Below are 26921 nucleotides of genomic sequence, written 5' to 3'. Positions count from 1 at the left end.
AGACTTTGAACACGTTCTGAGCGAGGCGGGCGGGTTCCTTGCTGCGCAGCGCCCGCGCCCGGCCTTAAAATGAAGGGTTCGCTGCCGGTTCCGGCCGGCAGCTTGTGTCGATCAACCCCTAGCCCTCGACGCGCCCGCAGGCGCTGCCGACCATGACCCAGCCTTCAGCAAAACCCGTGGCCTCCGTGGCCGAGATCCGCAAGACCTTCCTGGACTTCTTCGCCGCCAAGGGCCACACCGTGGTGGCGTCGAGCCCGCTGGTGCCGGGCAACGACCCGACGCTGATGTTCACCAACTCGGGCATGGTCCAGTTCAAGGACGTGTTCCTCGGCAGCGACAAGCGCTCTTACGTGCGCGCGGCCTCGGTGCAGGCCTGCCTGCGCGCCGGCGGCAAGCACAACGACCTCGAGAACGTCGGCTACACCGCGCGCCACCACACCTTCTTCGAGATGCTGGGCAACTGGTCGTTCGGCGACTACTTCAAGCGCGAGTCGCTGAAATGGGCCTGGGAGCTGCTGACCGAGGTCTACGGCCTGCCCAAGGAGCGCCTGCTGGCGACCGTCTATGCCGAGGACGACGAGGCCTATGACATCTGGACCAAGGAAATTGGCCTGCCGGCTGACCGCGTGATCCGCATCGGCGACAACAAGGGCGGCCGCTACAAGTCGGACAACTTCTGGATGATGGCCGACACCGGCCCCTGCGGCCCCTGCAGCGAGATCTTCTACGACCACGGCGACCATATCCCCGGCGGCCCCCCGGGCAGCCCGGACGAGGACGGCGACCGCTTCATCGAGATCTGGAACAACGTGTTCATGCAGTTCGAGATGGCCGAGGACGGCTCGGTCTCGCCGCTGCCGGCGCCCTGCGTCGACACCGGCATGGGTCTGGAGCGCCTGGCCGCCATCCTGCAGGGCGTGCACAGCAACTACGAGATCGACATCTTTGACGCGCTGATCAAGGCCGCTGCGCGCGAAACCGGCTGCACCGACCTGCACAACCCGTCGCTGCGCGTGATCGCCGACCATGTGCGCGCGACTTCCTTCCTGGTCAGCGACGGCGTGCTGCCGTCCAACGAAGGCCGCGGCTATGTGCAGCGCCGCATCGTGCGCCGCGCCATCCGTCACGGCTACAAGCTGGGCCAGAAAACCCCGTTCTTCCACAAGCTGGTGCCGGATCTGGTCGCGCTGATGGGCGAGGCCTACCCGAGCCTGGCCAACCAGGCGCAGCGCATCACCGAGGTGTTGAAGGCCGAGGAAGAGCGCTTCTACGAGACGCTGGAAAACGGCATGCAGATCCTCGACGCCGCGCTGGCCGATGGCGCCCAGGTGCTGCCGGGCGAAGTCGCCTTCAAGCTGCACGATACCTACGGCTTCCCGCTCGACCTCAGCAACGACGTCTGCCGCGAGCGCGGCTTGGGCGTCGACGAGGCCGGCTTTGCCGCCGCGATGGAGCGCCAGAAGGCGCAGGCGCGCGCCGCCGGCAAGTTCAAGATGGACAAGGCGCTCGATTACAGCGGCGCCGGCAACGAATTCGTCGGCTACGAGCAGCTGCAGCAGCAAGCCAAGGTGGTCGGACTCTACCTCGATGGCGTGGCCGTGGCCGAACTGAAATCCGGCCAGACCGGCGTGGTCGTGCTCGACACGACCCCGTTCTATGCCGAGTCGGGCGGTCAGGTTGGTGACCAGGGTACGCTGACCAGCGGCTCGGCGCGCTTTGCCGTTGCCGACACGCTCAAGATCAAGGCCGACGTGTTCGGTCACCACGGCCAGCTCGAGACCGGCACGCTGGCAGTCGGCGACCATGTCGAGGCACTGGTCGATGCCGACCTGCGTTTTGCCACCGTGCGCAACCACAGCGCGACCCACCTGATGCACAAGGCGCTGCGCGAGGTGCTGGGCGCCCATGTGCAGCAAAAGGGCTCGCTGGTCACCCCTGAGCGCACCCGCTTCGACTTCGCGCACAACGCGCCGGTGACCGATGCCGAGATCCGCCAGATCGAGGCCATCGTCAACGCCGAGATCCTGGCCAACGCCGCCGCCCAGGCGCGCGTGATGGACATCGAGAGCGCGCAGCAGACCGGCGCCATGATGCTGTTCGGCGAGAAGTACGGCGAGACCGTGCGCGTGCTCGACATCGGCTCCAGCCGCGAACTCTGTGGCGGTACCCATGTCCAGCGCACCGGCGACATCGGCCTGTTCAAGGTCGTGGCCGAGTCGGGCGTTGCCGCTGGTGTGCGCCGCATCGAGGCCGTGACCGGCGCCAACGCGCTGGCCTACCTGCAGTCGCTCGAAAGCACCGTCGCCGAAGCGGCAGCCACGCTCAAGGTGCCTGCGTGGGGTGGAATGGTGCAAATTGCCATCTCAAATCTCCAAGATGAAAAACGATCGCTCGAGAAGGAAATCGCCGCGCTCAAGGGCAAGCTGGCTTCGGCCCAGGGCGACGAGCTGCTCGGCCAGGCGGTCAACGTCAACGGCATCCAGGTGCTGGCGGCGGTGTTGCAGGGCGCCGATGCCAAGGTGCTGCGCGACACGATGGACAAGCTGAAAGACAAGCTCAAGACCGCCGCCATCGTGCTGGCCGCGGTGGACGGCGCCAAGGTCCAGTTGGCCGCCGGCGTGACCGCCGACAGCGTGGTCAAGGTCAAGGCCGGCGAGCTGGTCAACTTCGTGGCCCAGCAGGTCGGCGGCAAGGGCGGCGGCAAGCCCGACCTGGCCATGGCCGGCGGCACCGACGCCAGCAAGCTGGCGCAGGCGCTGGCCAGCGTGCCGGCCTGGGTCGCCGAGCGGGTCTGATCAGGCGCTGGTCGCCTTGTTCCCTGGGGGCCAAACGGCCCCTTTTTCATGCGCGAGCCCGCCGGGCCGCACAGGACCATGATCCAGTCGTGGCCGTTCCATCCAGGAGTATCGACATGACCCTATCCGCCCGCCAACAGGCCATCGTCTTGGCCCTGCTCGAAGCCCGCCGTTCGGGCCAGCCCTGGCAGCCCGAGGCCTATGACGCCAGCCTGGATCTGGATGACGCCTATGCCGTCCAGGCCGGCGTGGCGCAAGCGCTCGGCTGGTTTCCTGAAGGCCCCCGGGCCTGGAAGGTCGGCGGTACCGCGCTGGTGACGGCCGCTCCACTCCCTGAGCTGCTGACCAGCCCCGCGACCTGGCCGGCCGCGGCCCAGCCCGACTGGCTGATCGAGGCCGAGCTGGCGTTTCGCCTGGCCCGTACCCCCACCGGCCCGGCTGACCTGCTGGACTGCCTGGGGACGGTCTGCGTGTCGATCGAGCTGATCGGTACCCGGCTGGCGGGCGGGCTGCAGGCGCCGACGGCCTGGAAGATCGCCGACCAGAGCGTGCATGCCGGGCTGGTGATCGGCCCCGAGCGGCCCTATGCCGAGGTCGCCGGCTTCGGCCCGGCCGACTGGGCCGCACAGGCCTGCCGGATCGACGTCAACGGCCAGACCAGGGCCCAGGGGCAGGGCGGTCATCCGAGCGGCGATCCGCTGGCGACCCTGCCCTGGCTGCTGGCGCATGCCGCCGCCCATGCTACGGCTCACACCGGTGGCCTGCGTGCGGGCGACCTGGTGACTACCGGCGCCTGGCTGGTGGCGACGGTGCGCGCGGGCGACGAGGTCGTGGTCTCGTTCAACGATCTGGGTCAGGCGCGGCTGCTGATGACCGCCTGATCCGAGCGATCGAAAATTTTCTTGGCAAGTTGAAACTTTTTGCTTGTACTCTGATCAAAAAGGCGACAAAGTGCAGGGGCGAGTTCCCTGCAACCCGTTCAGCCAAGCCTTCTTCAGGAGACCGTATCATGAGTTTTCAACGTTTTCTCAGCCTCGTCGAGGCCTTGCGCCAGTCGCCGAGCTATCCCGAGATGGACCCGATCGAGGAGCGCATGCTCAACGCCATGGCGGCGGCCTGGCATGCCGACATGCGCCTGACCGTGATGTCGGTCATGCACATGTTTCCGACCATCTCGCCCAGCACCGTGCACCGGCGCCTGAAGTCGCTGCGCGCCAAGGGGCTGATCGAGCTGGCCCCGGATCAGGAAGACAACCGCATCAAGTATGTCCAGGCCACTGGCCGGACCGAGGACTATTTCGCCACCCTCGGCCGCTGCATGGATCAGGCCCAGGCCCAGGCCCAGGCCCAGCACTGAGCCCGAGTCTCAGGGTCAGCTTTCAGTGCCAGATTTCATGGCCAGGCGGCCCAAGGGCCAGGCCAGTTCGAGCCGGCTCTCGAACTGCCGGCGCTGGCCCGTGACCGGGTCGTCGAAGGCCATGGCCCGCGCCAGCAGGCGCAGCGGTTCGGCGTAATCCTCGAGCTCGCCGGGACGGCGTAACACCCTGGGGTAGAACTGGTCGCCCAGCAGCGGCAGGCCGAGCGCGTTCATGTGCACGCGCAGCTGGTGCCGCTTGCCGGTCACGGGTGACAGCCGGTAGCGCGCCCAGCCGCCGCGGCGCTCGACCGCCTCGATCACGGTCTCGCTGTTGTCGCTCAGGCCTTCGTGCGGCAGCGCCTCGCGCATCTTGTAGAAGGCATCTTCCTGTTCGAGGATATGGCTGCGTCTCGTGTGCGGCCAGTCCAGCCGGTCGCAGGCAGGGGCGATCGCCTCGTAGGTCTTGGCTATCAGGCGCTCGCGGAACAGGCGCTGGTAGGCGTCGCGGTCCTGCGGTCGCACGCTGAACACCACCAGGCCGGCGGTCTCGCGGTCGATCCGGTGCAGCGGGCTCAGGTTCGGCAGGCCAAGCGCCTTCTTGAGCCGCACCAGCAGCGTCTGCTGCACATAGCGCCCGCCCGGTGTCACCGGCAGAAAATGCGGCTTGTCTGCCACCACCAGATACTCGTCCTGGAACACCACCGATTCGTAGTAGGGAATCTCGGGCTCGTCGGGCAGGCTGCGCCAGTAGTAGGCGCGTGCGCCGTTCTGGTACGGGTGGGAGGCGCCTAGTGGCTGGCCGTCCTCGCCGACCACCTCGCCGGCTTCCATGCGCTGCTGCCATTCGGCGCGGCTGACCGCTGCCAGCCGCTCGGCCAGGTAGTCGAGCAGGGTCGGCCAGGGCGGGGCCTTCATGCGCGGCAGCGCGACGCAGCTCGGCGAGACGCCGTCGCGCATCGCGATCGCGGGGTTTTTCGGCACATGGGCCATGGGTGTAGCGTCAGAGGGCGTTGCAGGACATGGGCAGGCTTTCAGTCCTACCCATCGAAGCGGTCCGGTACGCGAGCGCGCAGGCGCAGGTCGCGCCCGACCGGTGTCGCCTCGACGAATTCGAGTGCTATCCCCTGTGCCAGCTCGGTCAGCGGGCCGATCGCAGCCAGCCCCATGCCGGGACCGAGCAGCTTGGGCGCCAGATACAGCAGCAGCTCGTCGACCAGGCCCTCGCGCAGCAGGCTGCCGTTGAGCTTGTGGCCGGCCTCGACATGCAGCTCGTTGACGCCGCGGCTGGCCAGGTCCTGCAGCAGCTTGGCCAGATCGACCTTGGCGTGTGAGCCGGGCCGGGTCGGGCCGGGACAGTCGATGACGGTCACGCCCCGGTCGGCCAGCGCGGCGCGCTTGGGCGCCGTCGCTGCCGGGTCGCTGGCGGTGTAGACCAGCAGCGCGCCGGGCGGCGCGATGATCCGGGCGTCCAGCGGCAGTTCGAGCCTGGAGTCGACCAGCACGCGCAGCGGTTGATTGGCCGTCTCGACCAGCCGCACGTCCAGCCGTGGGTCATCTTCCAGCACGGTGCCGATGCCAGTCAGAATGGCGCCGGCGCGCTTGCGCCAGGCGTGACCATCGGTGCGCGCGGCCTCGGCGGTGATCCACTGGCTGGCGCCGTTGGAAAGTGCGGTGGTGCCGTCGAGCGAGGCCGCCATCTTCATCCGGACCCAGGGCAGGCCGCGCGTCATGCGGCTCAGGAAGCCGATGTTGCGCTCGCGGCTCGCGAGGGCCAGCGGGTGCTCGGTCGCCAGCAGCTCGACCTGGATGCCGGCCGCGCGCAGTCGCGCCATGCCTTGGCCGCCGACCAGCGGGTTCGGGTCTGCCAGCGCGACGATCACCCGTGCCACGCCAGCCGCGATCAGCGCGTCGCAGCAGGGCGGGGTGCGGCCGTGGTGGCTGCAGGGCTCGAGCGTGACGATGGCGGTTGCACCCTTCGTGTCGGCACCGGCGGTCTGGGCTGCGCGCAGCGCCATCACCTCGGCATGCGGGCCGCCGGCCTGCTGGGTATGGCCCTCGAAGACCCGGCCGTCGGCCAGGATCAGGCGACAGGCAACGCGCGGATTCGGCTCGGACAGGCCGGTGGCCTGCGCGGCCAGCGCATCGAGCGCGAGCAGGTCGCCCAGCCCGCCCAGACCATCCAGGGTGGAGGTGTCGTTCATCGTGCGCAATCCGGCCGCATCAGCCAGCATCAGGCCGCGACGCGATGGAACACCAGGTCCCAGACGCCGTGGCCCAGGCGCAGGCCGCGGTTCTCGAACTTGGTCAGCGGGCGGTAGTCGGGCTTGGGCGCGTAGCCTTGCAGGCCGGCGTCAAGCGCGCTGTTGGCCAGCCGCGGCTCGGCGCTCAGGACTTCGAGCATCTGCTCGGCATAGGGCTGCCAGTCGGTCGCGCAGTGCAGGTAGCCGCCGACTTTCAGCCGGCCCACCAGCTTGGCGATCAGGGGCGACTGGATCAGGCGGCGCTTGTTGTGCTTCTTCTTGTGCCAGGGGTCGGGGAAGAAGATGTGGATGCCGTCCAGGCAGCCTTCGGTCAGCATCTGGTCGATCACCTCGACCGCGTCATGCTGCAGGATGCGGATGTTGGCTATCTCCTGCTCGCCGATGCGCTTGAGCAGCGCGCCGACGCCGGGTTCATGCACCTCGCAGCAGAGGAAGTTGTCGTCCGGGCGCACGCGCGCGATGTGCGCGGTCGCCTCGCCCATGCCGAAGCCGATCTCGAGGATCAGCCGGCCGGCGCGGCCAAAGGCGGCTTGGGGTTCGAGCGGCTGCGGCGCGTACTGGAGCAGGAACTTCGGGCCCAGGTCCTCGAAGGCCTTGGCCTGGCCGGTCGTGGTGCGGCCGGCACGCTTGACATAGCTCTTGATGGTCTTGGGGTGGGCCACATGGGCCGGCGCCTGGGCGCCGCTTTCGCTCGCTTGAGCGTCGGCGGCCGGCAGGTCGGTGGGGGAGGCGTTGTTTTCGGTGTTCACGGGGCCGGATTGTAGAGATTTGCCCAGGCCCGGGTCCAGCCGGCGAGGGCATCGGCCAGGTTGTCGGCCTGGGGCGGCAGGCCGAGCCGCTGTGCTGCCGCGTTCAGCGCGGCCAGCGGATCGGACAGGTCGAGCGCGGCAGCGCCGTTCTGCTTCGAGAGTTTTTCGCCATTGGCGCCGCAGACCAGCGGCGTGTGCAGATAGCGCGGCCGCGGGTAGCCCAGTGCCTGCTGCAGCAGGATCTGGCGCGCGCTGTTGTCGGCCAGGTCCTGGCCGCGCACGATATCGGTGATGCCCTGTTCGGCATCGTCGACCACCACCGCGAGCTGGTAGGCCCAGAGCCCGTCGGCGCGCTTGAGCACGAAGTCGCCGACCTGCGTGCCGACCTCCTGCTGCTGTGCGCCGAGCCGGCGGTCGCTCCAGTGCAGCGTGGCGGGCAGGCCCAGGTCGGCGCTGAGCGCCGCGATGTCGAGCCGCCAGGCGCGCGCCAATCGGCCCTGCAAGCCGCCGTTGGCGGGCCGGCAGCGGCCGGGATAGACCAGTTCCTCATGCCGCTCGCGCTGGGCGCCACTCTCCAGCAGCGCTTGCGCGATGTCCTTGCGCGTGCAGCCGCAGGGGTAGGCCCAGCGCTTTTCGATCAATCGGTCGAGCGCGGCCTGGTAGGCCGCCCCGCGGTCGGACTGGCGCAGCACCGGTTCGTCGCTGACCAGACCGCAGGTGGCCAGCTGGCGCAGGATCTGGTCGGCCGCGCCAGGCAGGCAGCGCGGCAGGTCGACATCCTCGATCCTGACCAGCCAGACGCCCGAGTGCGCGCGCGCGTCAAGCCAGCTCGCGAGTGCCGCGACCAGCGAGCCGGCGTGCAGCAGCCCGGTCGGCGAGGGCGCGAAGCGTCCCCGATAGCCGCTCATGCCGCCAGATGCAGGCCGAGTTCGAGCCCGGAGACAAAGGCGTCCTCGACCCGGTGGCCCAGGCACCAGTCGCCGCACAGCGCGATGCCGGTCTGCTTGTCGGCCAGATAGGGCTGGCCCAGCGGCCGGCGGGTCTGGGCATAGAGCCAGCGGTGCGCGACCGCGTGGCTCGGTTCGGCATGGATGCCGGTGATCTCGGCAAAGCCCTTCAGCAGCTTGGCGCTGACGCGCTCGGCGTCATCGTTGACATGCTCGGCCGACCATTCGGGGCTGGCCTGCACGGTCCAGCGCTCGATGCTGCCGCGGCCCGGCTTGCTGTTCTCGCGCGCCAGCCAGCGCACCCGGTGCTGCTGGCTGCGCGCGGCGTTCCAGGTCGGCCCGAACGGTGCCGTATCGGATGAGGTGGCTTGCGGAAAAGCCAGCATCAGCGTCCAGCAGGGTGCGACCTCGACCGCGGCGATGGCCTGCTGGAACTCGGGCGCCAGCTGCGATTCCTGCAGCAGCTCAAGCGCCTGCGGCTGCGGCAGCGCCAGCACGACCTGGTCGAAGCCGCCCAGCACCTGCTGCGCGCCCTCGGCGCCTTCGCAGCGCAGCTGCCATTGATCCGGGTGGATCGCGTCGCGCTCGATGCGCTTGACCCGGGTGCCGAAGCTCACGCTGGCGCCCAGGCTGCCGTCGGCCAGCGGCGCACCCAGCGCACGCGCCAGTGCGCTCATGCCGGGGCTGGCGACCCAATGGGTCTCGGCTGCGGCCGGCGAGGCCGCCAGCGCCAGGCCTTCCTGGTCGAGCACGCGCATGGTCTCGGGCGCCCAGGGCTGGACCAGCTCGCCGAGCTCGCCCACCAGCTGCTCGAAGCGCGCATCGCGCACGGTGAAATATTGCGCGCCATGGTCGAAGCTGCCGAACTCGGTCTTGCGCGTGGCCATGCGACCGCCCCAGCCGCGGCTCTTGTCGAGCAGGGTCACGGACCAGCCGGCTTGCGCCAGTTGCCGGGCGCAGCTGACGCCGGCCATGCCGGCGCCGATCACGGCAAGCCGCCGCGGCGACTGGCTGTCGCTCTGGCTGGAAAGGAGGTTCTGGTCGGATGAGGTCATCTGAAGTCTCCGGCGTGTGAGCGCCTAGGGTTGGGTGAAGGCAATTTAACACCAGGGCCGGTCTGGCGCACCTCGTGGCGGCGGCCTGGTTTCATTGGTGATGGTTTTCCAGCAGCGCGAGTCTGGTGCGCGGTTGCTCGACCTGTGCCAGCCACCAGGCCAGCGCACGCCCTTCGCCGCTGCCGGCGCGCCAGACATAGCCGACCCGTATATTGCGCCTGGGCTGGCTGACCGGCTTGGCCACCAGCCGTCCGGCGTCGAGGTAGGGCCGCGCCAGCGGCAGCGGCAGCCAGCCGCAGCCCAGGCCGCGCAGCTGCGCCTCGAGCTTGTGCTGCATGGTCGCGACCGTCAGCACATCCTGGCCGGGCAGCAGGTTGACGGTGACGCCGCGTCCACGCTGCGAGGAGTCGGCCGCCGCGACCGCCCGGTGGCGCTTGATCTCTTCGCTGTCGAGCGGCTCCTTGGCGCTGGCCAGCGGGTGGTGTGGCGCCACCGCGAACACGAAGTCGACCGATCCCATCTCCTGCAGGCTCAGGCCGCTGCTGGGCGCGAGGTCGGTCGGCACGCCGAGCGCGAGGTCGGCCTGGCCGTTGAGCAGCGCCTCCCAGGTGCCCGACAGGGTCTCGGCGCGCAGGCGCAGCCGGGTCGGCGCGCCCAGCGCATAGAAGGCCTCGCAGAGCTCGAACAGCGTGCTGCGGGCGATCAGCGCGTCGGCCGCAATCGTCAGCTCGGGCTCCCAGCCGGTCGCGACCCGGCGTACCCGCTGCGCGACCGCGTCGAGCTCGAGCAGCAGATGCTCGCCGGCGCGCAGCAGCTCGGTGCCGGCCGGCGTCAGGCGGGCGCGGCGCGAGCTGCGGTCGAACAGCAGCACGTCGAGCGCGTCCTCGACCTGGCGCACCCGGTAGGTCAGCGCGCTGGGCACCAGGCCGAGCTCGCGCGCCGCCGCCGCCATGCTGCCGGTGCGGGCGACGGTCTCGATCAGGTCGAGGTTCTCGGGCGAGAGGGCGGCCAGTTGTCGCTGCATGTCGGCGTTCCAGTGTTCACAATTTTTGAATTGTGCCGGCAAAATGCTGGGCTGAACAGACCTGATCCAGGCCCTAAAGTTCTGTCATTGACTTTTGATAACGAACAGGAGAGCCCCGCATCATGATCAGTCTGCGCCAATCACGCGAACGCGGCTATGCCGACCACGGCTGGCTCAAGAGCTTCCATTCCTTCTCCTTTGCCGGCTACTACGACCCGCAGCACATGGGCTGGGGCAATCTGCGCGTCATCAACGAGGACCGCATCGCGCCCGGCACCGGCTTCGGCACTCATGGCCACAACGACATGGAGATCGTCAGCTACGTGATGAGCGGCCGCCTGGCGCATAAGGACAGCATGGGCAATGTCCAGACCATCCCGCCGGGCGAGGTCCAGCGCATGAGCGCGGGCAGCGGCGTGCGCCACAGCGAGTTCAACCACGCGCCCGACCAGACCACGCATTTCCTGCAGATCTGGATCGAGCCCGACCAGATCGGCATCGCCCCCGGCTACGAGCAAAAGGCGTTTGCCGATGCCGACAAGCGCGGCCGGCTCTGTCTGGTCGCCGCGCGCGACGGGGCCCAGGGCGCGGTGACGATCCATGCCGATGCCCGGATCTATGCCGGGCTGTTCGACGGCGCCGAGCAAGCCGAGCTCGCGCTCGATCCGGCGCGCAAGGCCTATGTGTTCCTGGTGCGCGGCAGCCTGAGCGTCAACGGCCTGGCGCTGCAGGCTGGCGACGCCGTGTTGCTGGCGCAGGAGTCGCTGCTGCAGCTCGGGCAGGGCGTCGATGCCGAAGTGCTGGTGTTCGACCTCGCGCCCTGAGCCGGGCCGACGGCAAGATTTTTTCGCGCCCTGACAGAACGGGCGTTTTTTCCGGCGCCGCTGGCGCCTTCATTGCAGGAGTTTCAAGATGGCAAATGTAGTCGTGGTTTATCACTCGGGTTACGGACATACCCAGCGCGTCGCACAGCAGGTCGCCCAGGGCGCGGATGCCGAACTGCTCGCGATCGACGCCGACGGCAACCTGGCCGAAGGCGGCTGGGAAACCCTGGCCGCTGCCGATGCCATCATCTTCGGCACCCCGACCTATATGGGCGGCCCGAGCTGGCAGTTCAAGAAGTTTGCCGACACCTCGTCCAAGGCCTGGTTCAGCCGCGGCTGGCAGGACAAGGTCTTTGGCGGCTTCACTGCCAGCGCCAGCCTGAACGGTGACAAGGGCGCCTGCCTGATCCAGCTCCAGACCCTGGCCAGCCAGCATGGCGGGCTCTGGGTCAGCCTCGGCATGCTGCCGGCCAACAGCTCGACCGCGAGCCGCGCCGACGTCAACAACCTGGGCGGCTCGGTCGGCCTGATGGTGCAATGCGCCTCCGACGCCGGTGCCGACCAGATCCCGTCCGGCGACCTCGAGACCGCGCGCCGCTACGGCGAGCGTGTCGCGACCGTGGCCGCCAAGTTCAAGGGCTGAAAGCCGCTCAGCTGTCGATCTTGAGCTGCTGCGCGGCGACCACGGCCTTCCAGTCCTGGTAGTCGCGCTCGAGGAAGCTGCCGAGCTGGGCCGGCGTGCCGACGGCGGCTTCGATCGCGTCCTTGGCAAAGCGCTCCTTGACCTCCGGCAGCGCCACCGCCTTGGCGATCGCCGCATTGAGCTGCAGCACCAGTTCGGGCGGCGTGCCGCGCGGCGCGACCAGGCCGAAGTAGTTCAGCACGTTGAAGCCCTTGAGGCCCGACTCGCTCATGCCCGGCACCTCGGGCAGCGCGGCCGACCGGCCCGCGCTCGTGACCGCCAGCGCCTTGATGCGGCCATCGCGCACATAGGGCGCCAGCGCCGGAATCGTGCCCGTGATGATCTCGATCTGGCCGCTGACCATGTCGAGCGTCGCCGGCGCGATGCCCCGGTACGGAATATGGGTGATGAAGATGCCCGACTTCATCTTGAGCTGTTCGAGCACCAGGTGGTTGATACCGCCGGCGCCCGCCGAGCCGTAGTTGAGCTTGCCCGGCTGGCGCTTGGCCAGCGCGATCAGCTCCTTGAGGTTGCCGACCGGCAGCTCCTTGTTGACCGCCCACAGCAGCGGACCGGAGGCGATCATGCCGACCGGCGTGAACTGGGCCAGCGGGTCATAGCCGGCCTGCGGCAAGGCCGCCGGCACGGTGGTGAAGGGGGCGGCGACCAGCAGCAGGGTATTGCCGTCCGGGGCGCTCTGGGCCACGTATTGCGCACCGATCGCGCCCGAGGCACCGGTCCGGTTCTCGACCACCACGTGGCGGCCCAGGATCTCGCCGAGCTTCTGTGCCATCAGCCGGCCGACCGCGTCGGTGCCGGCGCCAGGCGCGAACGGCACCACGATCTTGATGGCTGCCTGGGCACCGCCCTGGGCCCGCGCGCCAACAGGCAGCAGCGAGGCGGAGGCGGTAGTGGCGGCCAGCGCCATCCAGTGGCGGCGGCTCAGCTTGGCGCTCAGGGAATGGAGGGAGTCGGGGGCTTGGCTCAGCGGCATCAGAAGGCTCGATCGTAGGAAAAAACTCCTGCGACGATCGCAGATCCGTTTGACGTGGCGATGACAGCGCGCTGGCTGATGCCGCCTTGGCGCCAGCCATGGCCTGCAGCGCCGGGGCAGGCCTTTTACAATCCCGGGATGTTCGTCCATCTGCGCCTGCACTCCGAGTTCTCCGTCGTCGACGGCACCATCCGCCTCGACGAAGTCGTCGAGGCCGCGGCCGCCGACGGCCAGCCCGCCCTGGGCCTGACCGACCTGTCCAACCTGTTCGGCGCCATCAAGTTCTACAAGGCCGCGCGCGGCGCCGGCGTCAAGCCTGTGCTGGGCGCCGAGGTCTTCGTCCATGGTCTCGGCCCCGATGTGGCGCCGGGCGCCTCGGTGCAGCAGCAGAGCCTGCCGCGCATGCTGCTGCTGGTGCAAAGTCACCAGGGCTATCTGAACCTGTGCGAACTGCTGTCGCGCGCCTGGACGCGCAACATGCTGCGGGATCAGGCCGCGATCAAGTGGGAATGGCTGCAGGAGTTGTCCGAGGGCCTGATCCTGCTGTCGGGCGCGCACAGCGGCCCGGTCGGGCTCGCGTTGCTGGCCGGCGACGAGGCGCGCGCAGCCGAGCTGGCGCAGCAGCTGGCCGCCGCCTTCCCGCAGCGCTTCTACCTCGAACTGCAGCGCGCCGGCCGCCCCGACGACGAGCGCCAGGTGGTCGGCGCGGTGCAGATCGCGGCCCGGCTGCAGCTGCCGGTGGTCGCGACCCATCCGGTGCAGTTTCTCGAACGCGACGACTACGAGGCGCACGAGGCGCGGGTCTGCATCTCCGAGGGCGAGATCCTCGGCAACCAGCGCCGGGTGCGCAAGTTCACGCGCGAGCAGTACTTCAAGTCGAGCGCCGAGATGGCCGCGCTGTTTGCCGATATTCCCTCGGCGCTGGCCAACAGCGTCGAGATCGCGCGCCGCTGCAACCTGACCTTGGTGCTGGGCAAGCCGCAGCTGCCCAATTTCCCGATCCCCGAGGTCGATGGCGTGGTGATGTCGGTCGACGACTATTTCCGCCATGTCTCGCACCAGGGCCTCGAAGGCCGCCTGTTGCATCTGTTCCCGGACGAAGCCAAGCGCAATGCCGAGCGCGCGCGCTATGTCGAGCGGCTCGAGTTCGAGCTCAACACCATCCTCAAGATGGGTTTTCCGGGCTACTTCCTGATCGTGGGCGACTTCATCCAGTGGGCGAAGGAAAACGGCTGCCCGGTCGGGCCCGGCCGGGGCTCCGGTGCCGGTTCGCTGGTGGCCTACGCGCTCTTGATCACCGACCTCGACCCGCTGCAGTACAACCTGCTGTTCGAACGCTTCCTGAACCCGGAGCGGGTGTCGATGCCCGACTTCGACATCGACTTCTGCCAGACCAACCGCGACCGCGTGATCGACTATGTCAAGGACAAGTACGGCAAGGACGCGGTGAGCCAGATCGCCACCTTCGGCACCATGGCCGCGCGCGCGGCGATCCGCGACGTGGGCCGCGTGCTCGATTTCGCCTACGGCTTCTGCGACGGCATCTCCAAGCTGATCCCGAACAAGCCCGGCATGTCGGTCACGCTGCAGTACCCGCCCAATCCGCCCAAGGCTGGTGACAAGAACAACTACGCGATCGCGATGGAGCCGGTGCTGGCCGAGCGCATCGAGCGCGAAGAGGACGTCAAGACCCTGATCGAGCTGGCGCAAAAGCTCGAAGGCATGACGCGCAATATCGGCATGCACGCCGGCGGCGTGCTGATCGCGCCCGGCAAGCTGACCGACTTCTGCCCGCTGTATCAGCAGCCCGGCAGCGACTCGGCGGTCAGCCAGTACGACAAGGACGACGTCGAATCGGTCGGCCTGGTCAAGTTCGACTTCCTGGGCCTGGCCACGCTGACCATCCTCGAGCTCGCGCGCGAGTTCATCGTGCGGCGCCACCCGGCGCAGCAGGACTTCGCCTTCGAGCGCATCCCGCTCGACGACCGCAAGACCTACCAGCTGTTCTCCGACGGCAAGACCGAGGCGGTGTTCCAGTTCGAAAGCCGCGGCATGCAGGGCATGCTGCGCGACGCCAAGCCCAGCCGCCTGGAGGACCTGATCGCGCTCAACGCGCTCTATCGTCCGGGCCCGATGGACCTGATCCCGAGCTTCGTCGCGCGCAAGCATGGCCGCGAGGTGGTCGAGTACCCGCATCCGCTGGTCGAGCCGGTGTTGTCCGAGACCTACGGCATCATGGTCTACCAGGAGCAGGTGATGCAGACCGCCCAGGTGCTGGGCGGCTATTCCCTCGGCGGCGCCGATATGCTGCGCCGTGCCATGGGCAAGAAGAAGCCCGAGGAGATGGCCGAGCACCGCGTGATCTTCCGCAAGGGCGCGGCCGAGAAGGGCATCAGTCAGGAGAAGGCCGACGAGGTGTTCGACCTGATGGAGAAGTTCGCCGGCTATGGCTTCAACAAGTCGCACGCCGCCGCCTACTCGTTGCTGGCCTATCACACCGGCTGGCTCAAGGTCCATTTCACGGCGGAGTTCTTCTGCGCCAACATGACGATCGAAATGGACGACACCGACAAGCTCAAGGTGTTGTATGTCGATGCGACCAAGTTCGGCATCAGCTTCGATCCGCCCGATGTCAACCGCGGCAGCTACCGCTTCGAGCCGGTCAGCGACAAGGCGATCCGCTACGGCCTGGGCGCCGTCAAGGGCACCGGCCAGCAGGCGATCGAGGCCATCGTGGCCGCGCGCGAGGGCCGCGGTGTCGGTCCGCGCGGCGATACCGTCGGCCCCTTCACCAGCCTGTTCGACTTCTGCGCCCGCGTCGACCGCAGCCGCCTGAACAAGCGCACCGTCGAGGCGCTGATCAAGGCCGGCGCCTTCGACTCGCTCGAACTCAACCGCGCGGCTCTGCTGGCCTCGGTCGAGCGCGCCTTCGATTTCGCCAATGCGCAGCAGGCCAACGCCAACCAGGGCGGCCTGTTCGACATCTTCGGCGCCGACAGCCAGGGCGCCAGCACCCAGGAGCCCGAGCTGGCCGACCTGCCGTTCTGGGGCATCAAGGAGCGCCTGACCTACGAGAAGACCGCGATCGGTTTCTACCTGTCGGGCCACCTGTTCGACGAGGTCGAGCGCGAGGTGCGCCGCTTCGCCCGCATGCCGCTCGAGCATGTGGTCGACAGCCGTGACCCGATCATGGTCGCCGGCATCATCAACGACCTGCGCATCATCAACGGCCAGCGCGGCAAGGTCGCGATCTTCAAGCTCGACGACAAGAGCGGCACGTTGGAAGCCACCGCCGACGAGGCCCTGATCAACGCCAACAAGCAGCTGCTGAAGGACGACGAGCTGGTGGTCGCGCAGGTGCTGGCGCAGCCGGACCGCTTCTCGGGCGGCATCCGGCTCAAGGTGCAGGCGCTGTGGGACCTGGGCGCGGCGCGTTGCCGCTTCGGCAAGTACCTGCGCGTGACGGTCAACGGGCGCACGCCCGACATCGCGGCCCTGTTGCGCGAGTTCCCGGCCCAGCGCGAGATCGGCGAGCAGGGCGAGCTGGTGCGCGGCCTGCCGGTGCGGCTTGAGGTGCTGCGCGAAACCGCCCGCTGCGAAGTCCAGCTCGGCGAGCGCGCCCAATGCTTTCCGAGCGATGCAGCCCTGGCAGCCTGGAAGGCGCAGGCGCACGACAAGCGCGCCGAGATCGTGTTCGATTGACTTGTGCTGCTGGGTCAGCGGCCGGCCGCTGGCCCGTGGCCTGGTTGCAATCCGGGCTTTGTCTTCAGCGCACCCGGCGCAGCAGCGGCGCCTGTTGCTCGAGCTGGGGCAGCAGCCCGCTGGCGAGCTGGAGCTGGGCCTGCAGCAGGCTGCCGACCGGGCCCCTGGCCTGCGCATCGATCTCGGCCTCGGTCGGCGCCGTGACGGCTGGCGCCGCCTGCAGCCGGCCCGTTTCGAGCTGACGCGCCAGGTCTTCCAGGCCTTGTTGCAGCCCCTGTGCCGCTTGCCGGCTGGCGGCGTCGAGCTGACCGGCCTCGAGCTCGCCCCGGTGTGCGCCCAGTGCCGACAGGTAGTTCTGCAGCATATGCGTCAGCACCAGGAAGCGGGCGCTGGCGATCATGTTCAGCCGCTGGCCTTCGGGTTCCTTGCGCATCGCGGCGTAGGCGTTGGACAGCGCGGCTTCGGCGTTGTGCGCCTGGCGCCTGGCCTGCCGGTAGACCAGGTGGTCCTGCTTGCCTTCCCGGTATTGTTCCAGGATCGCCTGCAGGTAGCCGGCCTGGGCGCGCAGGGTCTGCGCTGCCAGCCGGGGCCAGTGCCGCGCCTGCCAGTTGGGCAGGATCAGCCAGGCCCCCAGGCCGGCGATCACGCTGCCGATCGCCGTGTCGAGCAGCCGCGCCGGGATCACGCCCTGCGACATGCCCATCTGGTGAAAGCTCAGCAGCACCAGCGTGGTCATCGCGCCGGTCGCGACTCGTATGTCGCTCATGCGCTTACCGATGAACAGCGCACCGGCCAGCACCATGCAGACCGCTTGCAGCAGCGGCCCCGGAAAGAGCCGGATCAGCACCCAGCCCACCACCAGCCCGACCACCGTGCCGAGCGCGCGCTGGCCGACCCGGTTCAGCGTGGCGGCGTACTGGGGCTGGCTGGCAAACACCACCGTCAGCACGATCCAGTAGCCATGCGGGTCATGCGTGGCCTGCATGATGCCGAATGCCAGCAGCAGCACCAGGCTCAGGCGCAGGGCGTGGCGCATCAGGGCCGAATGCAGCGTGAGCTGGGCCCGGATGCGCTGCCAGGCCTCGCCCAGACTGTGCACCTGGTGGTCGACTAGCGCCAGGTCGAGCGCCGCGCCGCCGCGCAGGGCGCTGGCGAACACCTTGGCCAGCCCGGTCAGGTTGTCGCCCAGCGCGTGCAGCGCCTGCAGCGGACGCGGCGCGGGGCAGGGTGACGCGCTTGCTTCGAGGTAGGCGATGGCGGCCTGCATGTCCTCGATCGCGCGCGCAGTCTGGCCTTCGTGGCGCGGCGGCGTGCGCTCGCGGATCGCCTGCGCGAACTTGAGCGCCTGTTCGCCCAGCACGCTGAGCACGCGCTGGCAGCGGTAGAGCGCATCCGAGCGCGCAAAGGCGTCGGCCAGCAGGGTGTAGCTCTCGTGCGAGCTGCTGGTGCGTTCGTGGATGTCCTGCGCCGCCAGGTACTGGTGCATGGCTTCGCTGAGCCAGGCTGGCGGCTGACCGCCAGCGATCCGGCTGAACAGGCTTTCCTTGCTGGCGTTGAGCGCATCGACCACGCGGCCGTTGTGCAGCGCGAGTTCGAGCCGGCGGCGTTGGCGATCCACGCCCTGCACCGGCTCGAGCAGCCTGGCCTTGAGCCGCAGGTATTCGCCCAGCAGTGCATAGAGCTGTGACAGTCGGTAGCGCACCGTGGGCTTTGGCCAGACCGCAGCCCACAGCAGCGACACCAGGCCATACCAGACCGCGCCGCCCAGCAGGTAGGGCGCGAGTTCGAGCGCCTGCTCGCGGTGACTTTCGGCCGACAGCGCCGAGTAGATGAACAGCACCAGCGAACCGAAGGCGAGCGCGCGGTAGCGCTCGCCCAGCGCGCCCAGCAGCGTGAGCGTGAAGGCCGACAGCGCCAGCACGGCGGCCAGCAGCGCCGGCCAGGGCAGGGTCAGCCAGACCGCGGTCATCATGAGGCCGAAACAAGCCAGTGCCAGCAGCAGGGTCTTGAGGCGTCCGCGCCAGGCGTCGTCGGTTTCGGTGAAGGCGCAGGCCATCACGCCCAGCACCACCGGCATCAGCTCGTCCTGCCAGCCGGCACGCCAGCCCAGCGCCAGCACGCAGGCCAGCGCCAGCAGCGCCTGCATGCCGCGCGTCACCCCCTCGTGATTGCGCGCGTGCTGCCAGCTCGCGATCCAGTTGTCGTTGACCATCAGCCGTCAGGCTCAGGGTTTGAACGTGATCACGAAGATCGTCTCGGGCATGCGGCCGTTCTCGTCCTTGGGCAGTCGGCCGGCGCGGTCGATCGCGCGCAGCACGGTCTCGTCGAAGGCCGGGTTGCCGCTCGACTTGAGCAGGCGCTGGCTCAGGATGGTGCCGTCGGACAGTGTCCTGATCTCGGCTTTTGCGCTCAGGTTGGACGGGAACGATTCGGGCGAGTTGTAGAAGGTCTTGATGCGCGCCGCCACCTTGGCCGCGTAGCCGGCCGAAGCCCCGCCACCGCCGCCGCCGTTGCCGCTCGATCCGCCATTGCCCGAGCCCGAACCGCCCGCGCTGCCGCCGGCATTGTCACCGGCGCCGCTGCCCTTGGCGCTGGCGTCGCCCGTGCCGCCGGCCTGGCCCATCATGCGTGCCAGCTGCTTCTTGCGGTCGGCCTCGATCTGCGCCTCGCGCTTGGCCGCCTCCGCCTTGGCGGCCTTGTCCTTGGCCGCTTTCTCGGCTTTCTCGGCCTTCTCGGCCTTTTCGCGCGCGGCCTGCTGCTCGCGCTTCCTGTCCTCGGCTTCGCGCTTCTTCTTCGCCTCGTCCTGCTTGGCCTGCTCGCGCTTCTGCGCCGCCTTCTCCTCGGCCTCGCGCTGCTCCTTGAGCTTTTCCTTCTGTTTTTCCTGCTTGGCCTTTTCGGCTTTCTCCGCCTTGGCTTGTTCCAGCTTGGCCTGTTCGCGCTGCTTTTGTTCCAGCGCTTCGGTCTTCTTCTTTAGCTCGGCTTTTTCCTTGCGGTCCGCTTCGCGCTGGCGCTCGAGCGCCTCTTCGCGCCGCTCCTGTTCGGCCTGCTTGCGCTGCAGCGCAATCTGCGCTTCGCTCGGGCCGGCATCGACCTTGGGTTGCGGCTTGGCCTGCACCGCCTGGGCGACCGGCGGCTTGACGGGCTGGGGCGGCACGACCGGTCGTGGCGGCTCGGGTTCGGGCTGCGGCACGGGCGGCGGCAAGACGGCTTCGGCTGTTGGTTCGGGTTCGTTCGCACGCGGTGCTGCCGCGGCCGGCAGGGTCGACCAGAGTTCGGCTGACATCGCTGCAGCCGGGGCATCCTGGTTCCAGCTCACGCCCCAGGTCAGTGCGACCACCAGCAGGCCGTGCACGAACAAGGCCAGCAGCAGCGGGCCGCGCCAGTGCCGGTCGGGTGGGGGGCTGAAATCGAGGGGATCGGCCGCAAGCTTCATGCCGGTTCCGGGCTCAAGGCTGCTGCTGGACCGACAGGCCCACGCGCTGGATGCCGGCGCGCTGCAGCTTGTCCATCACCTGCACCACCGATTCGTACTTGACGCTCTTGTCGGCGCTGATCACCACCGGAGCAAAGCCCTGGCCCGGCTCGGCCGGACCTTGCAGCTGGCGCACTTGCTCGACCAGGTCGGCCAGTTCGACGCTGACCGCCGTGCTGTTCGACTGGCCGTCCTTGACCTTGAGCGCGGCATCCTTGTCGACCAGCACCTGGACGAAACGGTCGGGCTGGCGGTCGGCCTGGCCCACGCTGGGCAGGTCGATCATGCTCGGCGTGAGCATCGGTGCCGTGACCATGAAGATGATCAGCAACACCAGCATCACGTCGATGAACGGGACCATGTTGATCTCGTTCTTGGTGCGGCGGCCCTTGCGGGCGGGGACTGCGGACATGGGGATCTTTTCTCCGGTGCTGACCGTCAGTGGGCCGACTGGCCCTGGGCCGGGTTGGCGCCGACGCTGCGGTTCAGGATGTTGGAGAACTCCTCCATGAAGGTCTCGAGCTGGTTCGCCGCGCGGTCGATGTCGTGCGCGAAGCGGTTGTAGAAGATCACGGCCGGAATCGCGGCGAACAGGCCGATCGCGGTCGCGACCAGCGCCTCGGCGATGCCCGGCGCCACCGTGGCCAGCGTGACCTGGGTCAGCGCGGCCAGCCCGGTGAAGGCGTGCATGATGCCCCAGACCGTGCCGAACAGGCCGACATAGGGCGAGACCGAGCCGACCGAGCCCAGGAAGGACAGGTTGACCTCCAGCGCATCGACCTCGCGCTGGTAGCTCGCACGCATGGCGCGCCGCGCGCCGCCCAGCAGCGCATCGGCGTCAGTGATGCGGCGCTCGCGCAGTTTCTGGAACTCGCGCATGCCGCTGGCAAAGATGCGCTCCATCGGGCTGCCCTGGTGCGCGTTGCGGGTCGCGGCCAGATAGAGCTCGCTCAGGCTGGCGCCCGACCAGAAGTCGCGCTCGAACACGTCGGTCAGCCGCTGCACGCGCTTGAGCGCGAACACCTTGCGAAAGATCGCGGCCCAGCTGATGACCGAGACGGTCAGCAGCAGCAGCACCACCGCCTGCACCACCCAACTGGCGTTGAGAAGCAGGGAAACTATCGAGAAATCGTGGGTCATGGATTCAGGACTTGCAGCAGGGTGGCAGGAATGCGTGCCGGTTTCATCTGGGCCGCATTGACCCAGCCGATGCGGATGCGGCCTTCGCACAGCAGCTGGACGCGCCGGCCCTGGTCGTCGAGCAGCCAGGCCTGCTGTTCGAGCACCAGCGAGGCGCGGCCGAGCTCGGTAATCCGGGCCGTGACCAGGATCTGGTCATCGAGCCGGGCCGGGCGGTGGTAGTCGAGCGCGGCCGCGCCGACCACGAACATGCCGCCGCTGGACTCGCGCAGCTCGCGCTGGTGGATGCCCAGGCTGCGCAGCCATTCGGTGCGCGCGCGTTCGAAGAACTTCAGGTAGTTGGCGTAAAACACGATGCCCCCGGCATCGGTGTCTTCCCAGTAGACGCGCACTGGCCAGCCAAACTCCTCGCGCTGCCTCATGACATCAGGCTCTGCGGGCCGGGTCGCGCGTGACTTCCTCGGGACGCAGCTGGACGGCGAGCTGGTTCAGCACGCCGTTGACATAGCGGTGGCCATCGGTGCCGCCGAAGGACTTGGCCAGCTCGATGCATTCGTTGATCACGACGCGCCACGGCACATCGACGCAATGGCTGAACTCGTAGGCACCGATCCACAGGATCGCGTGCTCGACCGGCGAGATCTCGGCCAGGCTGCGGTCGAGCAGTGGCGTCACCAGCGCGTCGAGCGCCTCGGCCTGCTCGATGCAGCCATGCAGCAGCGCGTCGTAATGCGCGCTGTCGGCCTTGTTGAAGCCGCTCAGGTCGCGCGTGAAGGCGTCGATCGCGGCCGACTCGTTGTGGCCGACCAGGTGCTGGTACAGCGCCTGCAGCGCGAATTCACGCGCACGGCTGCGGCCGGACTTCTCGGCGGCCTTCTTGGGCGGGCGGGGGGTAGCGTCCTTCATTCGGGGGTCAACTCGCTCAGCAGGTGGGCCATCTCGACGGCAACCTGAGCCGCGTCACGGCCCTTCTCGTCCTGGCGGGCGACCGCCTGCGACAGGTTCTCGGTGGTCAGGATCGCGTTGGCGATCGGCAGACCGTAGTCCAGTGCCACCCGGGTCACGCCAGCGGCCGACTCGTTGCAGACCAGCTCGAAGTGGTAGGTCTCGCCGCGGATCACGCAGCCCAGCGCGATCAGCGCATCGAAGCGCTCGCTCTCGGCCATGGCCTGCAGCGCCGACGGCACCTCGAGCGCACCCGCCACCGTCACATGGACGATGTCGTCTGCGCTCACGCCCAGCGCCTGGAGTTCGCCCACGCAAGCCTGCGCCAGTGCATTCGTGATGCCCTGGTTGAAGCGCGCCTGCACCACACCGATACGCAATCCAGTGCCGTCCAGCTGAACGGCTTGGCCTTTTTCTGCACCCAACATAATCAATTCTCCTCAGTCTTGCTGATAAAGCCGGTCACTTCGAGTCCGTAGCCCGTCATGCTGGGCATGCGGCGCGGAGTACCGAGCAACTGCATCTTGTTGACACCGCATTCGCGCAGGATCTGCGCGCCGACGCCGTAGGTGCGCAGGTCCATGCGACCGCGCTCGGGCGCCTGGGCCGAACGCGCCCGGCCCTCGAACTGGGCCAGCAACTGGTCGGCGCTTTCGCCGCAGTTGAGCAGCACCGCCACGCCACGGCCCTGCTCGGCGATGTGGCGCAAGCTGGTCTCGAGCGTCCAGGAATGCATGGCGCGTCCCACCTCGAGCGCGTCGAGCACCGACAGCGGCTCGTGCACGCGCACATGCACGCTGTCGTCGGCGCTCCAGCTGCCACGGGTCAGCGCCAGGTGCAGCGAGCCGCTCGGGCCGTCGCGGAAGGCGTGCGCCATGAACTCGCCAAAGGCGGTGTTGAGCGGGCGGCTGCTGACCTTCTGCACCAGCGACTCGTTGGCGCTGCGGTACTGGATCAGGTCGGCGATGGTGCCGATCTTGAGTCCATGCTCGGCCGCAAACAGCTGCAGGTCCGGCAGCCTGGCCATGGTGCCGTCGTCGTTCATGATCTCGCAGATCACCGACGCCGGCGAGCAACCGGCCATCGCCGCCAGGTCGCAACCGGCCTCGGTATGGCCGGCGCGCATCAGCACGCCGCCATCGACCGCTTGCAGCGGGAACACATGGCCCGGCTGGACCAGATCGGTCGGCTGGCTGGCCTTGGCCACGGCGACCTGGATCGTGCGGGCGCGGTCAGCGGCCGAGATCCCGGTCGTCACGCCCTCGGCAGCCTCGATCGAGACCGTGAAGGCCGTGCTGTAGAAGGTGCCGTTGCGCGCGGCCATCGGCGGCAGCTTGAGGAACTCGCAGCGCTCGCGTGTCAGCGTCAGGCAGATCAGGCCGCGGCCGAACTTGGCCATGAAGTTGATCGCCTCGGGCGTGACATGCTCGGCGGCCAGCACCAGGTCGCCTTCGTTCTCGCGGTCTTCCTCGTCGATCAGGACCACCATCCGGCCGGCCTTCATTTCGGCGACGATGTCCTCGACCGGCGAGATCCCCACCGGGGTCAGCTCTTGTTTCATGTAGTGGCTTTCTCGGCGGCGCTGCCGCTCAACATGCGCTCGACATAGCGCGCAATCAGGTCGATTTCCAGGTTCACCTTCGAGCCCGCCTGCAGGCTGCCCAGGGCGGTGTTTTCCACCGTGTGCGGGATCAGGTTGATGCTGACCTCGCAGCCATCGGCCAGGTCAGCGATCCGGTTCACGGTCAGGCTCACGCCGTTGACAGTGATCGAACCCTTGTAGGCCAGGTACTTGCCCAGGGCCGCCGGTGCCAGGATGCGCAGCTCCCAGCTCTCGCCAATCTGCTCGAAGCAGCTGACATGGCCGATGCCGTCCACATGGCCCGAGACGATATGGCCGCCCAGGCGGTCATGCGCGCGCAGCGCCTGCTCGAGGTTGATGGGACCCGGCTGATCCAGCCCGGTGGTCTTGTCCAGCGATTCGGCCGACACGTCGACCGTGAAGCGGGACTGGGCCAGGTCGAAGCTGGTGACGGTCATGCAAGCGCCATTGAGCGCGATGCTGTCGCCCAGTCCGACGCCGTCGAGATAGCCCGCAGGCGTCTCGATGGTCAGGCGCTTGCCATGTTGCAAAGAACTTCCGAGCGGGTGGACAGCGACGATGCGCCCCACGCCAGTGATGATGCCGGTAAACATTTCACCATTTTCGCAGAGAAAGCGGCACCGATCCGGGTCGGGGCCATCTTGCGCCGGGATGGTGCGTCATAAAGCAGAAATTTTTACATTACAAAATATGAATTTTGCTAGGTGAAACGGAGCCGATGGCCAGCAACTATCTTTTTCCCGTCTGTCGATCGACGTTTTCACATGATGATTTTATTTTTGTAAGTTATTGAAAATAAACAAATAAAAAAATGTCTTGTATAAGACATAAGATTGGTTTCGAGTCTTATAGAAGACTTAGACTGTATTCAACGGCACCAAACTTGCAACAGCAAAAACGGCAGCCAAACCCGACCCCTTACATCCACTTAGGAGAATTCCATGAGCCAACAACTGAGCCGTCAGCAACAGATCGAAGCCCTCGAGAAGGACTGGGCCGAGAACCCGCGCTGGAAGCTGGTCAAGCGCGGCTACAGCGCTGCCGACGTGGTGCGCCTGCGCGGCAGCCTGCAGCCCGAGTACACCCTGGCCCAGCGCGGCGCCAAGGTGCTGTGGGACAAGGTCAACGGTGGCGCCAAGAAGGGTTACGTCAACGCCTTCGGCGCCATCTCCGCCGGCCAGGCCATGCAGCAGGCCAAGGCTGGCCTCGAAGCCGTGTACCTGTCGGGCTGGCAGGTTGCCGCCGACGGCAACACCTCCGAAACCATGTACCCGGACCAGTCGCTGTACGCCTACGACTCGGTCCCGACCATGGTGCGCCGCATCAACAACACCTTCAAGCGCGCTGACGAAATCCAGTGGTCGCGTGGCATCAACCCGGGCGACGAAGGCTTCATCGACTACTTCCTGCCGATCGTCGCTGACGCGGAAGCCGGTTTCGGCGGCGTGCTGAACGCCTTCGAGCTGATGAAGAACATGATCACCTCCGGCGCTGCCGGCGTTCACTTCGAAGACCAGCTGGCTGCCGCCAAGAAGTGCGGCCACATGGGTGGCAAGGTGCTGGTCCCGACCCGTGAAGCCGTCGAGAAGCTGATCTCCGCGCGTTTCGCCGCCGACGTGCTGGGCGTGCCGACCCTGATCCTGGCCCGTACCGACGCCGAGGCCGCCAACCTGATCACCAGCGACTACGACGCCAACGACAAGCCGTTCCTGACCGGCGAGCGTACCCAGGAAGGCTTCTACCGCGTCAAGAACGGTCTGGAGCAGTCCATCTCCCGCGGCGTGGCTTACGCTCCGTACGCCGATCTGGTCTGGTGTGAGACCGGCGTGCCCGACATCGGCTTCGCCCGCGAATTTGCCCAAGCCGTGCAGGCCGCCTGCCCGGGCAAGCTGCTGTCCTACAACTGCTCGCCGTCCTTCAACTGGAAGAAGAACCTCAACGACTCGCAGATCGCCTCCTTCCAGGAAGAGCTGTCGGCGCTGGGCTACAAGTACCAGTTCATCACCCTGGCCGGTATCCACGTCAACTGGTACAACACCTTCAAGTTCGCCCACGCTTACGCCCGCGGCGAAGGCATGAAGCACTACGTCAACATGGTGCAAGAGCCGGAATTCGCCGCCCGCGAACAAGGCTACACCTTCGTGTCGCACCAGCAGGAAGTCGGTACCGGCTACTTCGACGACGTCACCACCGTGATCCAGGGCGGTTCGTCCAGCGTCAAGGCCCTGACCGGCTCGACCGAAGAAGAGCAGTTCCACTGATCTGTCTTCCAGGCACCTGAGAAGGTGCCTGGATCAAGAAGCCATCTGATGCTGCGGTGTCAGGTGGCTTTTTTTGCGCTTATTTCAGAATATCGAGTCAACTGTAGACCCCGCGACTGCCCGCAATACTCGTGCAGGCCGCAGCGTTTTGCGGATCTGGTCGAGCAGCTTGAGAGGTTTTTGCCTGACTGCTGTGCTGTGTACTGTCTAAGGGCTTATCTCTGAAGCGATGTTGCTGGTCTGCGGTCAATTTGTAATATGATATTGCCAATTCGTGCCAGTTTTATAGAGGTATGCATCGTTGGCGGTGTGTGCTGGGTATTAGGCTTGTCGCTTTTTTATGGCTCTTGTCGGTGCTCTCCACTCGCTGCGCTCCTTCCGGTGCCGCTCATCTTGGGCATCAGGCCTCTGTTAACGTGCTGAGTGATATGAAGAAATTTATTGTTGCTACCAACCTCGTCCTTGCGGTCACCGCGTGCTCGCAGATCAACGATCCAACGATTAAGCAGGGATTCGAAGCCCTAGGGAAAGTCTGCAAAACCCCGGCTATGGCCGCCAGATGTGAGACAGTAGCGACATGAAGCAGATGAGCCTGGGCGCAGCCGGATTCGAGCGCAAGACCAAAAGGACGCGTAAGCGCGAGTTCCTCGATGAGATGAACCTGGTGGTGCCGTGGTCTGAACTGGTGGCGCTGATTTCGCCGCACACGCCCAAGCCTGGCGCCAAGGGCGGTCGCCCGCCGTTTGCGGTGGAGACCATGCTTCGCCTTCACTTCCTGCAACAGTGGTTCAACCTATCGGACCCGGGCATGGAAGAAGCGCTGTACGACACGCCGATGTTCCGTGAGTTTGCAGGGCTGGATGCAGGGGAGGACAACCTGCCCGATGAAAGCACCATCCTGCGCTTTCGCCACTTGCTCGAAGCCAACGACTTGAGCATGCAGATGCTGGCCACGGTCAACGCCACGCTAACCCAGAAGGGCTTGCTGCTCAAGCAAGGCACGGTGGTCGACGCCACCCTGATCGCAGCGCCCAGTTCCACCAAGAACAGCAGCGGCACGCGTGACCCGGAGATGCATCAGACTAAGAACGTGTTCAAAGTCTTCTGAGC

Annotated in this window: 22 protein-coding genes and 2 pseudogenes; 8 read left to right on the top strand and 16 right to left on the bottom strand. The window is 67.4% G+C overall.

The genetic code is table 11. The annotated features are described in order from the left end of the window. Positions 1-152 precede the first annotated feature (152 nt). From alaS to C6P61_RS13825, 3 genes are all read left to right on the top strand, one after another. Positions 153-2795: an alanine--tRNA ligase gene (gene alaS, locus C6P61_RS13835; protein ID WP_105730516.1), complete on the top strand. Its 2643-nt coding sequence runs from the start codon at positions 153-155 to the stop codon at positions 2793-2795. A 116-nt stretch (positions 2796-2911) separates the two neighbouring features. Continuing rightward, a complete protein-coding gene (locus C6P61_RS13830) occupies positions 2912-3676 on the top strand; it encodes a fumarylacetoacetate hydrolase family protein (protein WP_105730515.1) in 765 nt (254 codons plus the stop codon). 128 nt (positions 3677-3804) lie between these two features. After that, a complete protein-coding gene (locus C6P61_RS13825) occupies positions 3805-4152 on the top strand; it encodes a helix-turn-helix domain-containing protein (protein WP_105730514.1) in 348 nt (115 codons plus the stop codon). A gap of 15 nt (positions 4153-4167) precedes the next feature. Here C6P61_RS13825 and C6P61_RS13820 read toward each other — a convergent pair whose 3' ends face one another. The 6 genes from C6P61_RS13820 to C6P61_RS13795 form a co-directional block, all read right to left on the bottom strand. Beyond that, positions 4168-5142: a pseudouridine synthase gene (locus C6P61_RS13820; protein ID WP_105730513.1), complete on the bottom strand. Its 975-nt coding sequence runs from the start codon at positions 5140-5142 to the stop codon at positions 4168-4170. A gap of 47 nt (positions 5143-5189) precedes the next feature. After that, a complete protein-coding gene (ribD, locus tag C6P61_RS13815; protein ID WP_105730518.1) occupies positions 5190-6353 on the bottom strand; it encodes a bifunctional diaminohydroxyphosphoribosylaminopyrimidine deaminase/5-amino-6-(5-phosphoribosylamino)uracil reductase RibD in 1164 nt (387 codons plus the stop codon). Between the two features lie 29 nt (positions 6354-6382). Continuing rightward, positions 6383-7129, bottom strand: a complete 747-nt coding sequence (gene trmB, locus C6P61_RS13810) for a tRNA (guanosine(46)-N7)-methyltransferase TrmB (protein WP_244908936.1) — start codon at positions 7127-7129, stop codon at positions 6383-6385. A gap of 29 nt (positions 7130-7158) precedes the next feature. Continuing rightward, on the bottom strand, positions 7159-8070 hold the full coding sequence (gene gluQRS / locus C6P61_RS13805; RefSeq protein ID WP_105730511.1) for a tRNA glutamyl-Q(34) synthetase GluQRS: 912 nt from the start codon (positions 8068-8070) through the stop codon (positions 7159-7161). Continuing rightward, positions 8067-9164, bottom strand: a complete 1098-nt coding sequence (locus C6P61_RS13800) for an NAD(P)/FAD-dependent oxidoreductase (RefSeq protein ID WP_105730510.1) — start codon at positions 9162-9164, stop codon at positions 8067-8069. The genes gluQRS and C6P61_RS13800 overlap by 4 nt, the downstream gene beginning before the upstream one ends. A 91-nt stretch (positions 9165-9255) precedes the next feature. Further along, complete coding sequence (locus tag C6P61_RS13795) at positions 9256-10188, bottom strand: LysR family transcriptional regulator (protein WP_105730509.1); 933 nt, start codon at positions 10186-10188, stop codon at positions 9256-9258. Positions 10189-10310: 122 nt separating this feature from the next. Here C6P61_RS13795 and C6P61_RS13790 point away from each other — a divergent pair, with 122 nt between their 5' ends. Continuing rightward, positions 10311-11012, top strand: a complete 702-nt coding sequence (locus tag C6P61_RS13790; protein WP_105730508.1) for a pirin family protein — start codon at positions 10311-10313, stop codon at positions 11010-11012. Positions 11013-11100: 88 nt separating this feature from the next. Beyond that, entirely contained in the window at positions 11101-11655 is a 555-nt protein-coding gene (locus C6P61_RS13785; RefSeq protein WP_105730507.1) for a flavodoxin family protein, read from the top strand. 7 nt (positions 11656-11662) lie between these two features. Here C6P61_RS13785 and C6P61_RS13780 read toward each other — a convergent pair whose 3' ends face one another. After that, entirely contained in the window at positions 11663-12688 is a 1026-nt protein-coding gene (locus C6P61_RS13780; RefSeq protein WP_105730506.1) for a tripartite tricarboxylate transporter substrate binding protein, read from the bottom strand. A gap of 138 nt (positions 12689-12826) precedes the next feature. Here C6P61_RS13780 and dnaE point away from each other — a divergent pair, with 138 nt between their 5' ends. After that, on the top strand, positions 12827-16390 hold the full coding sequence (gene dnaE / locus C6P61_RS13775) for a DNA polymerase III subunit alpha (protein ID WP_105730517.1): 3564 nt from the start codon (positions 12827-12829) through the stop codon (positions 16388-16390). A gap of 64 nt (positions 16391-16454) precedes the next feature. On the opposite strand, the gene yccS is transcribed toward dnaE, so the two are convergent. The 9 genes and pseudogenes from yccS to C6P61_RS13730 form a co-directional block, all read right to left on the bottom strand. After that, a complete protein-coding gene (gene yccS / locus C6P61_RS13770) occupies positions 16455-18602 on the bottom strand; it encodes a YccS family putative transporter (protein WP_105730505.1) in 2148 nt (715 codons plus the stop codon). A 12-nt stretch (positions 18603-18614) separates the two neighbouring features. After that, a complete protein-coding gene (gene tolA, locus C6P61_RS13765; protein WP_105730504.1) occupies positions 18615-19823 on the bottom strand; it encodes a cell envelope integrity protein TolA in 1209 nt (402 codons plus the stop codon). 13 nt (positions 19824-19836) lie between these two features. Next, on the bottom strand, positions 19837-20274 hold the full coding sequence (locus C6P61_RS13760) for a biopolymer transporter ExbD (protein ID WP_105730503.1): 438 nt from the start codon (positions 20272-20274) through the stop codon (positions 19837-19839). 26 nt (positions 20275-20300) lie between these two features. After that, the gene (tolQ, locus tag C6P61_RS13755; protein ID WP_105730502.1) at positions 20301-21002 is read right to left on the bottom strand and encodes a protein TolQ; all 702 of its coding nucleotides are present in this window, start codon (positions 21000-21002) and stop codon (positions 20301-20303) included. Then, complete coding sequence (gene ybgC / locus C6P61_RS13750; RefSeq protein ID WP_105730501.1) at positions 20999-21424, bottom strand: tol-pal system-associated acyl-CoA thioesterase; 426 nt, start codon at positions 21422-21424, stop codon at positions 20999-21001. The genes tolQ and ybgC overlap by 4 nt, the downstream gene beginning before the upstream one ends. A 4-nt stretch (positions 21425-21428) precedes the next feature. Beyond that, positions 21429-21881: pseudogene (gene nusB / locus C6P61_RS13745) on the bottom strand (transcription antitermination factor NusB); the annotation flags it as partial. A gap of 23 nt (positions 21882-21904) precedes the next feature. After that, on the bottom strand, positions 21905-22375 hold the full coding sequence (gene ribH / locus C6P61_RS13740) for a 6,7-dimethyl-8-ribityllumazine synthase (protein WP_105730499.1): 471 nt from the start codon (positions 22373-22375) through the stop codon (positions 21905-21907). Positions 22376-22377: 2 nt separating this feature from the next. After that, positions 22378-23508 carry a bifunctional 3,4-dihydroxy-2-butanone-4-phosphate synthase/GTP cyclohydrolase II gene (ribBA, locus tag C6P61_RS13735; RefSeq protein WP_105730498.1) on the bottom strand — a complete coding sequence of 377 codons (1131 nt, stop codon included), beginning with the start codon at positions 23506-23508 and terminating at the stop codon, positions 22378-22380. Then, complete coding sequence (locus C6P61_RS13730) at positions 23505-24143, bottom strand: riboflavin synthase (RefSeq protein ID WP_105730497.1); 639 nt, start codon at positions 24141-24143, stop codon at positions 23505-23507. Before C6P61_RS13730 ends, ribBA begins: the two co-directional genes overlap by 4 nt. Positions 24144-24491: 348 nt before the next feature. On the opposite strand from C6P61_RS13730, the gene aceA reads away from it, so the two are divergent. Further along, the gene (aceA, locus tag C6P61_RS13725) at positions 24492-25811 is read left to right on the top strand and encodes an isocitrate lyase (protein ID WP_105730496.1); all 1320 of its coding nucleotides are present in this window, start codon (positions 24492-24494) and stop codon (positions 25809-25811) included. Positions 25812-26388: 577 nt separating this feature from the next. After that, a pseudogene (locus C6P61_RS13720) lies at positions 26389-26898 on the top strand (IS5 family transposase); the annotation flags it as partial. Positions 26899-26921: the final 23 nt, after the last annotated feature.

The organism is Malikia spinosa (genome assembly GCF_002980625.1).
GTDB classification, from domain to species: domain Bacteria; phylum Pseudomonadota; class Gammaproteobacteria; order Burkholderiales; family Burkholderiaceae_C; genus Malikia; species Malikia spinosa.
Note: the sequence above shows the minus strand (reverse complement) of the source record. Positions and strands in the feature narration are given on the sequence as shown.

Coding starts and splice junctions, on each gene's coding strand:
- C6P61_RS13800 (WP_105730510.1), bottom strand. CDS start 9,164: ATGACCTCATCCGACCAGAACCTCCTTTCCAGCCAGAGCGACAGCCAG.
- ribBA (WP_105730498.1), bottom strand. CDS start 23,508: ATGAAACAAGAGCTGACCCCGGTGGGGATCTCGCCGGTCGAGGACATC.
- gluQRS (WP_105730511.1), bottom strand. CDS start 8,070: ATGAGCGGCTATCGGGGACGCTTCGCGCCCTCGCCGACCGGGCTGCTG.
- tolQ (WP_105730502.1), bottom strand. CDS start 21,002: ATGACCCACGATTTCTCGATAGTTTCCCTGCTTCTCAACGCCAGTTGG.
- ribD (WP_105730518.1), bottom strand. CDS start 6,353: ATGAACGACACCTCCACCCTGGATGGTCTGGGCGGGCTGGGCGACCTG.
- C6P61_RS13830 (WP_105730515.1), top strand. CDS start 2,912: ATGACCCTATCCGCCCGCCAACAGGCCATCGTCTTGGCCCTGCTCGAA.
- yccS (WP_105730505.1), bottom strand. CDS start 18,602: ATGGTCAACGACAACTGGATCGCGAGCTGGCAGCACGCGCGCAATCAC.
- C6P61_RS13785 (WP_105730507.1), top strand. CDS start 11,101: ATGGCAAATGTAGTCGTGGTTTATCACTCGGGTTACGGACATACCCAG.
- C6P61_RS13760 (WP_105730503.1), bottom strand. CDS start 20,274: ATGTCCGCAGTCCCCGCCCGCAAGGGCCGCCGCACCAAGAACGAGATC.
- alaS (WP_105730516.1), top strand. CDS start 153: ATGACCCAGCCTTCAGCAAAACCCGTGGCCTCCGTGGCCGAGATCCGC.
- dnaE (WP_105730517.1), top strand. CDS start 12,827: ATGTTCGTCCATCTGCGCCTGCACTCCGAGTTCTCCGTCGTCGACGGC.
- C6P61_RS13790 (WP_105730508.1), top strand. CDS start 10,311: ATGATCAGTCTGCGCCAATCACGCGAACGCGGCTATGCCGACCACGGC.
- aceA (WP_105730496.1), top strand. CDS start 24,492: ATGAGCCAACAACTGAGCCGTCAGCAACAGATCGAAGCCCTCGAGAAG.
- ribH (WP_105730499.1), bottom strand. CDS start 22,375: ATGTTGGGTGCAGAAAAAGGCCAAGCCGTTCAGCTGGACGGCACTGGA.
- C6P61_RS13825 (WP_105730514.1), top strand. CDS start 3,805: ATGAGTTTTCAACGTTTTCTCAGCCTCGTCGAGGCCTTGCGCCAGTCG.
- C6P61_RS13795 (WP_105730509.1), bottom strand. CDS start 10,188: ATGCAGCGACAACTGGCCGCCCTCTCGCCCGAGAACCTCGACCTGATC.
- C6P61_RS13820 (WP_105730513.1), bottom strand. CDS start 5,142: ATGGCCCATGTGCCGAAAAACCCCGCGATCGCGATGCGCGACGGCGTC.
- ybgC (WP_105730501.1), bottom strand. CDS start 21,424: ATGAGGCAGCGCGAGGAGTTTGGCTGGCCAGTGCGCGTCTACTGGGAA.
- C6P61_RS13780 (WP_105730506.1), bottom strand. CDS start 12,688: ATGCCGCTGAGCCAAGCCCCCGACTCCCTCCATTCCCTGAGCGCCAAG.
- C6P61_RS13730 (WP_105730497.1), bottom strand. CDS start 24,143: ATGTTTACCGGCATCATCACTGGCGTGGGGCGCATCGTCGCTGTCCAC.
- tolA (WP_105730504.1), bottom strand. CDS start 19,823: ATGAAGCTTGCGGCCGATCCCCTCGATTTCAGCCCCCCACCCGACCGG.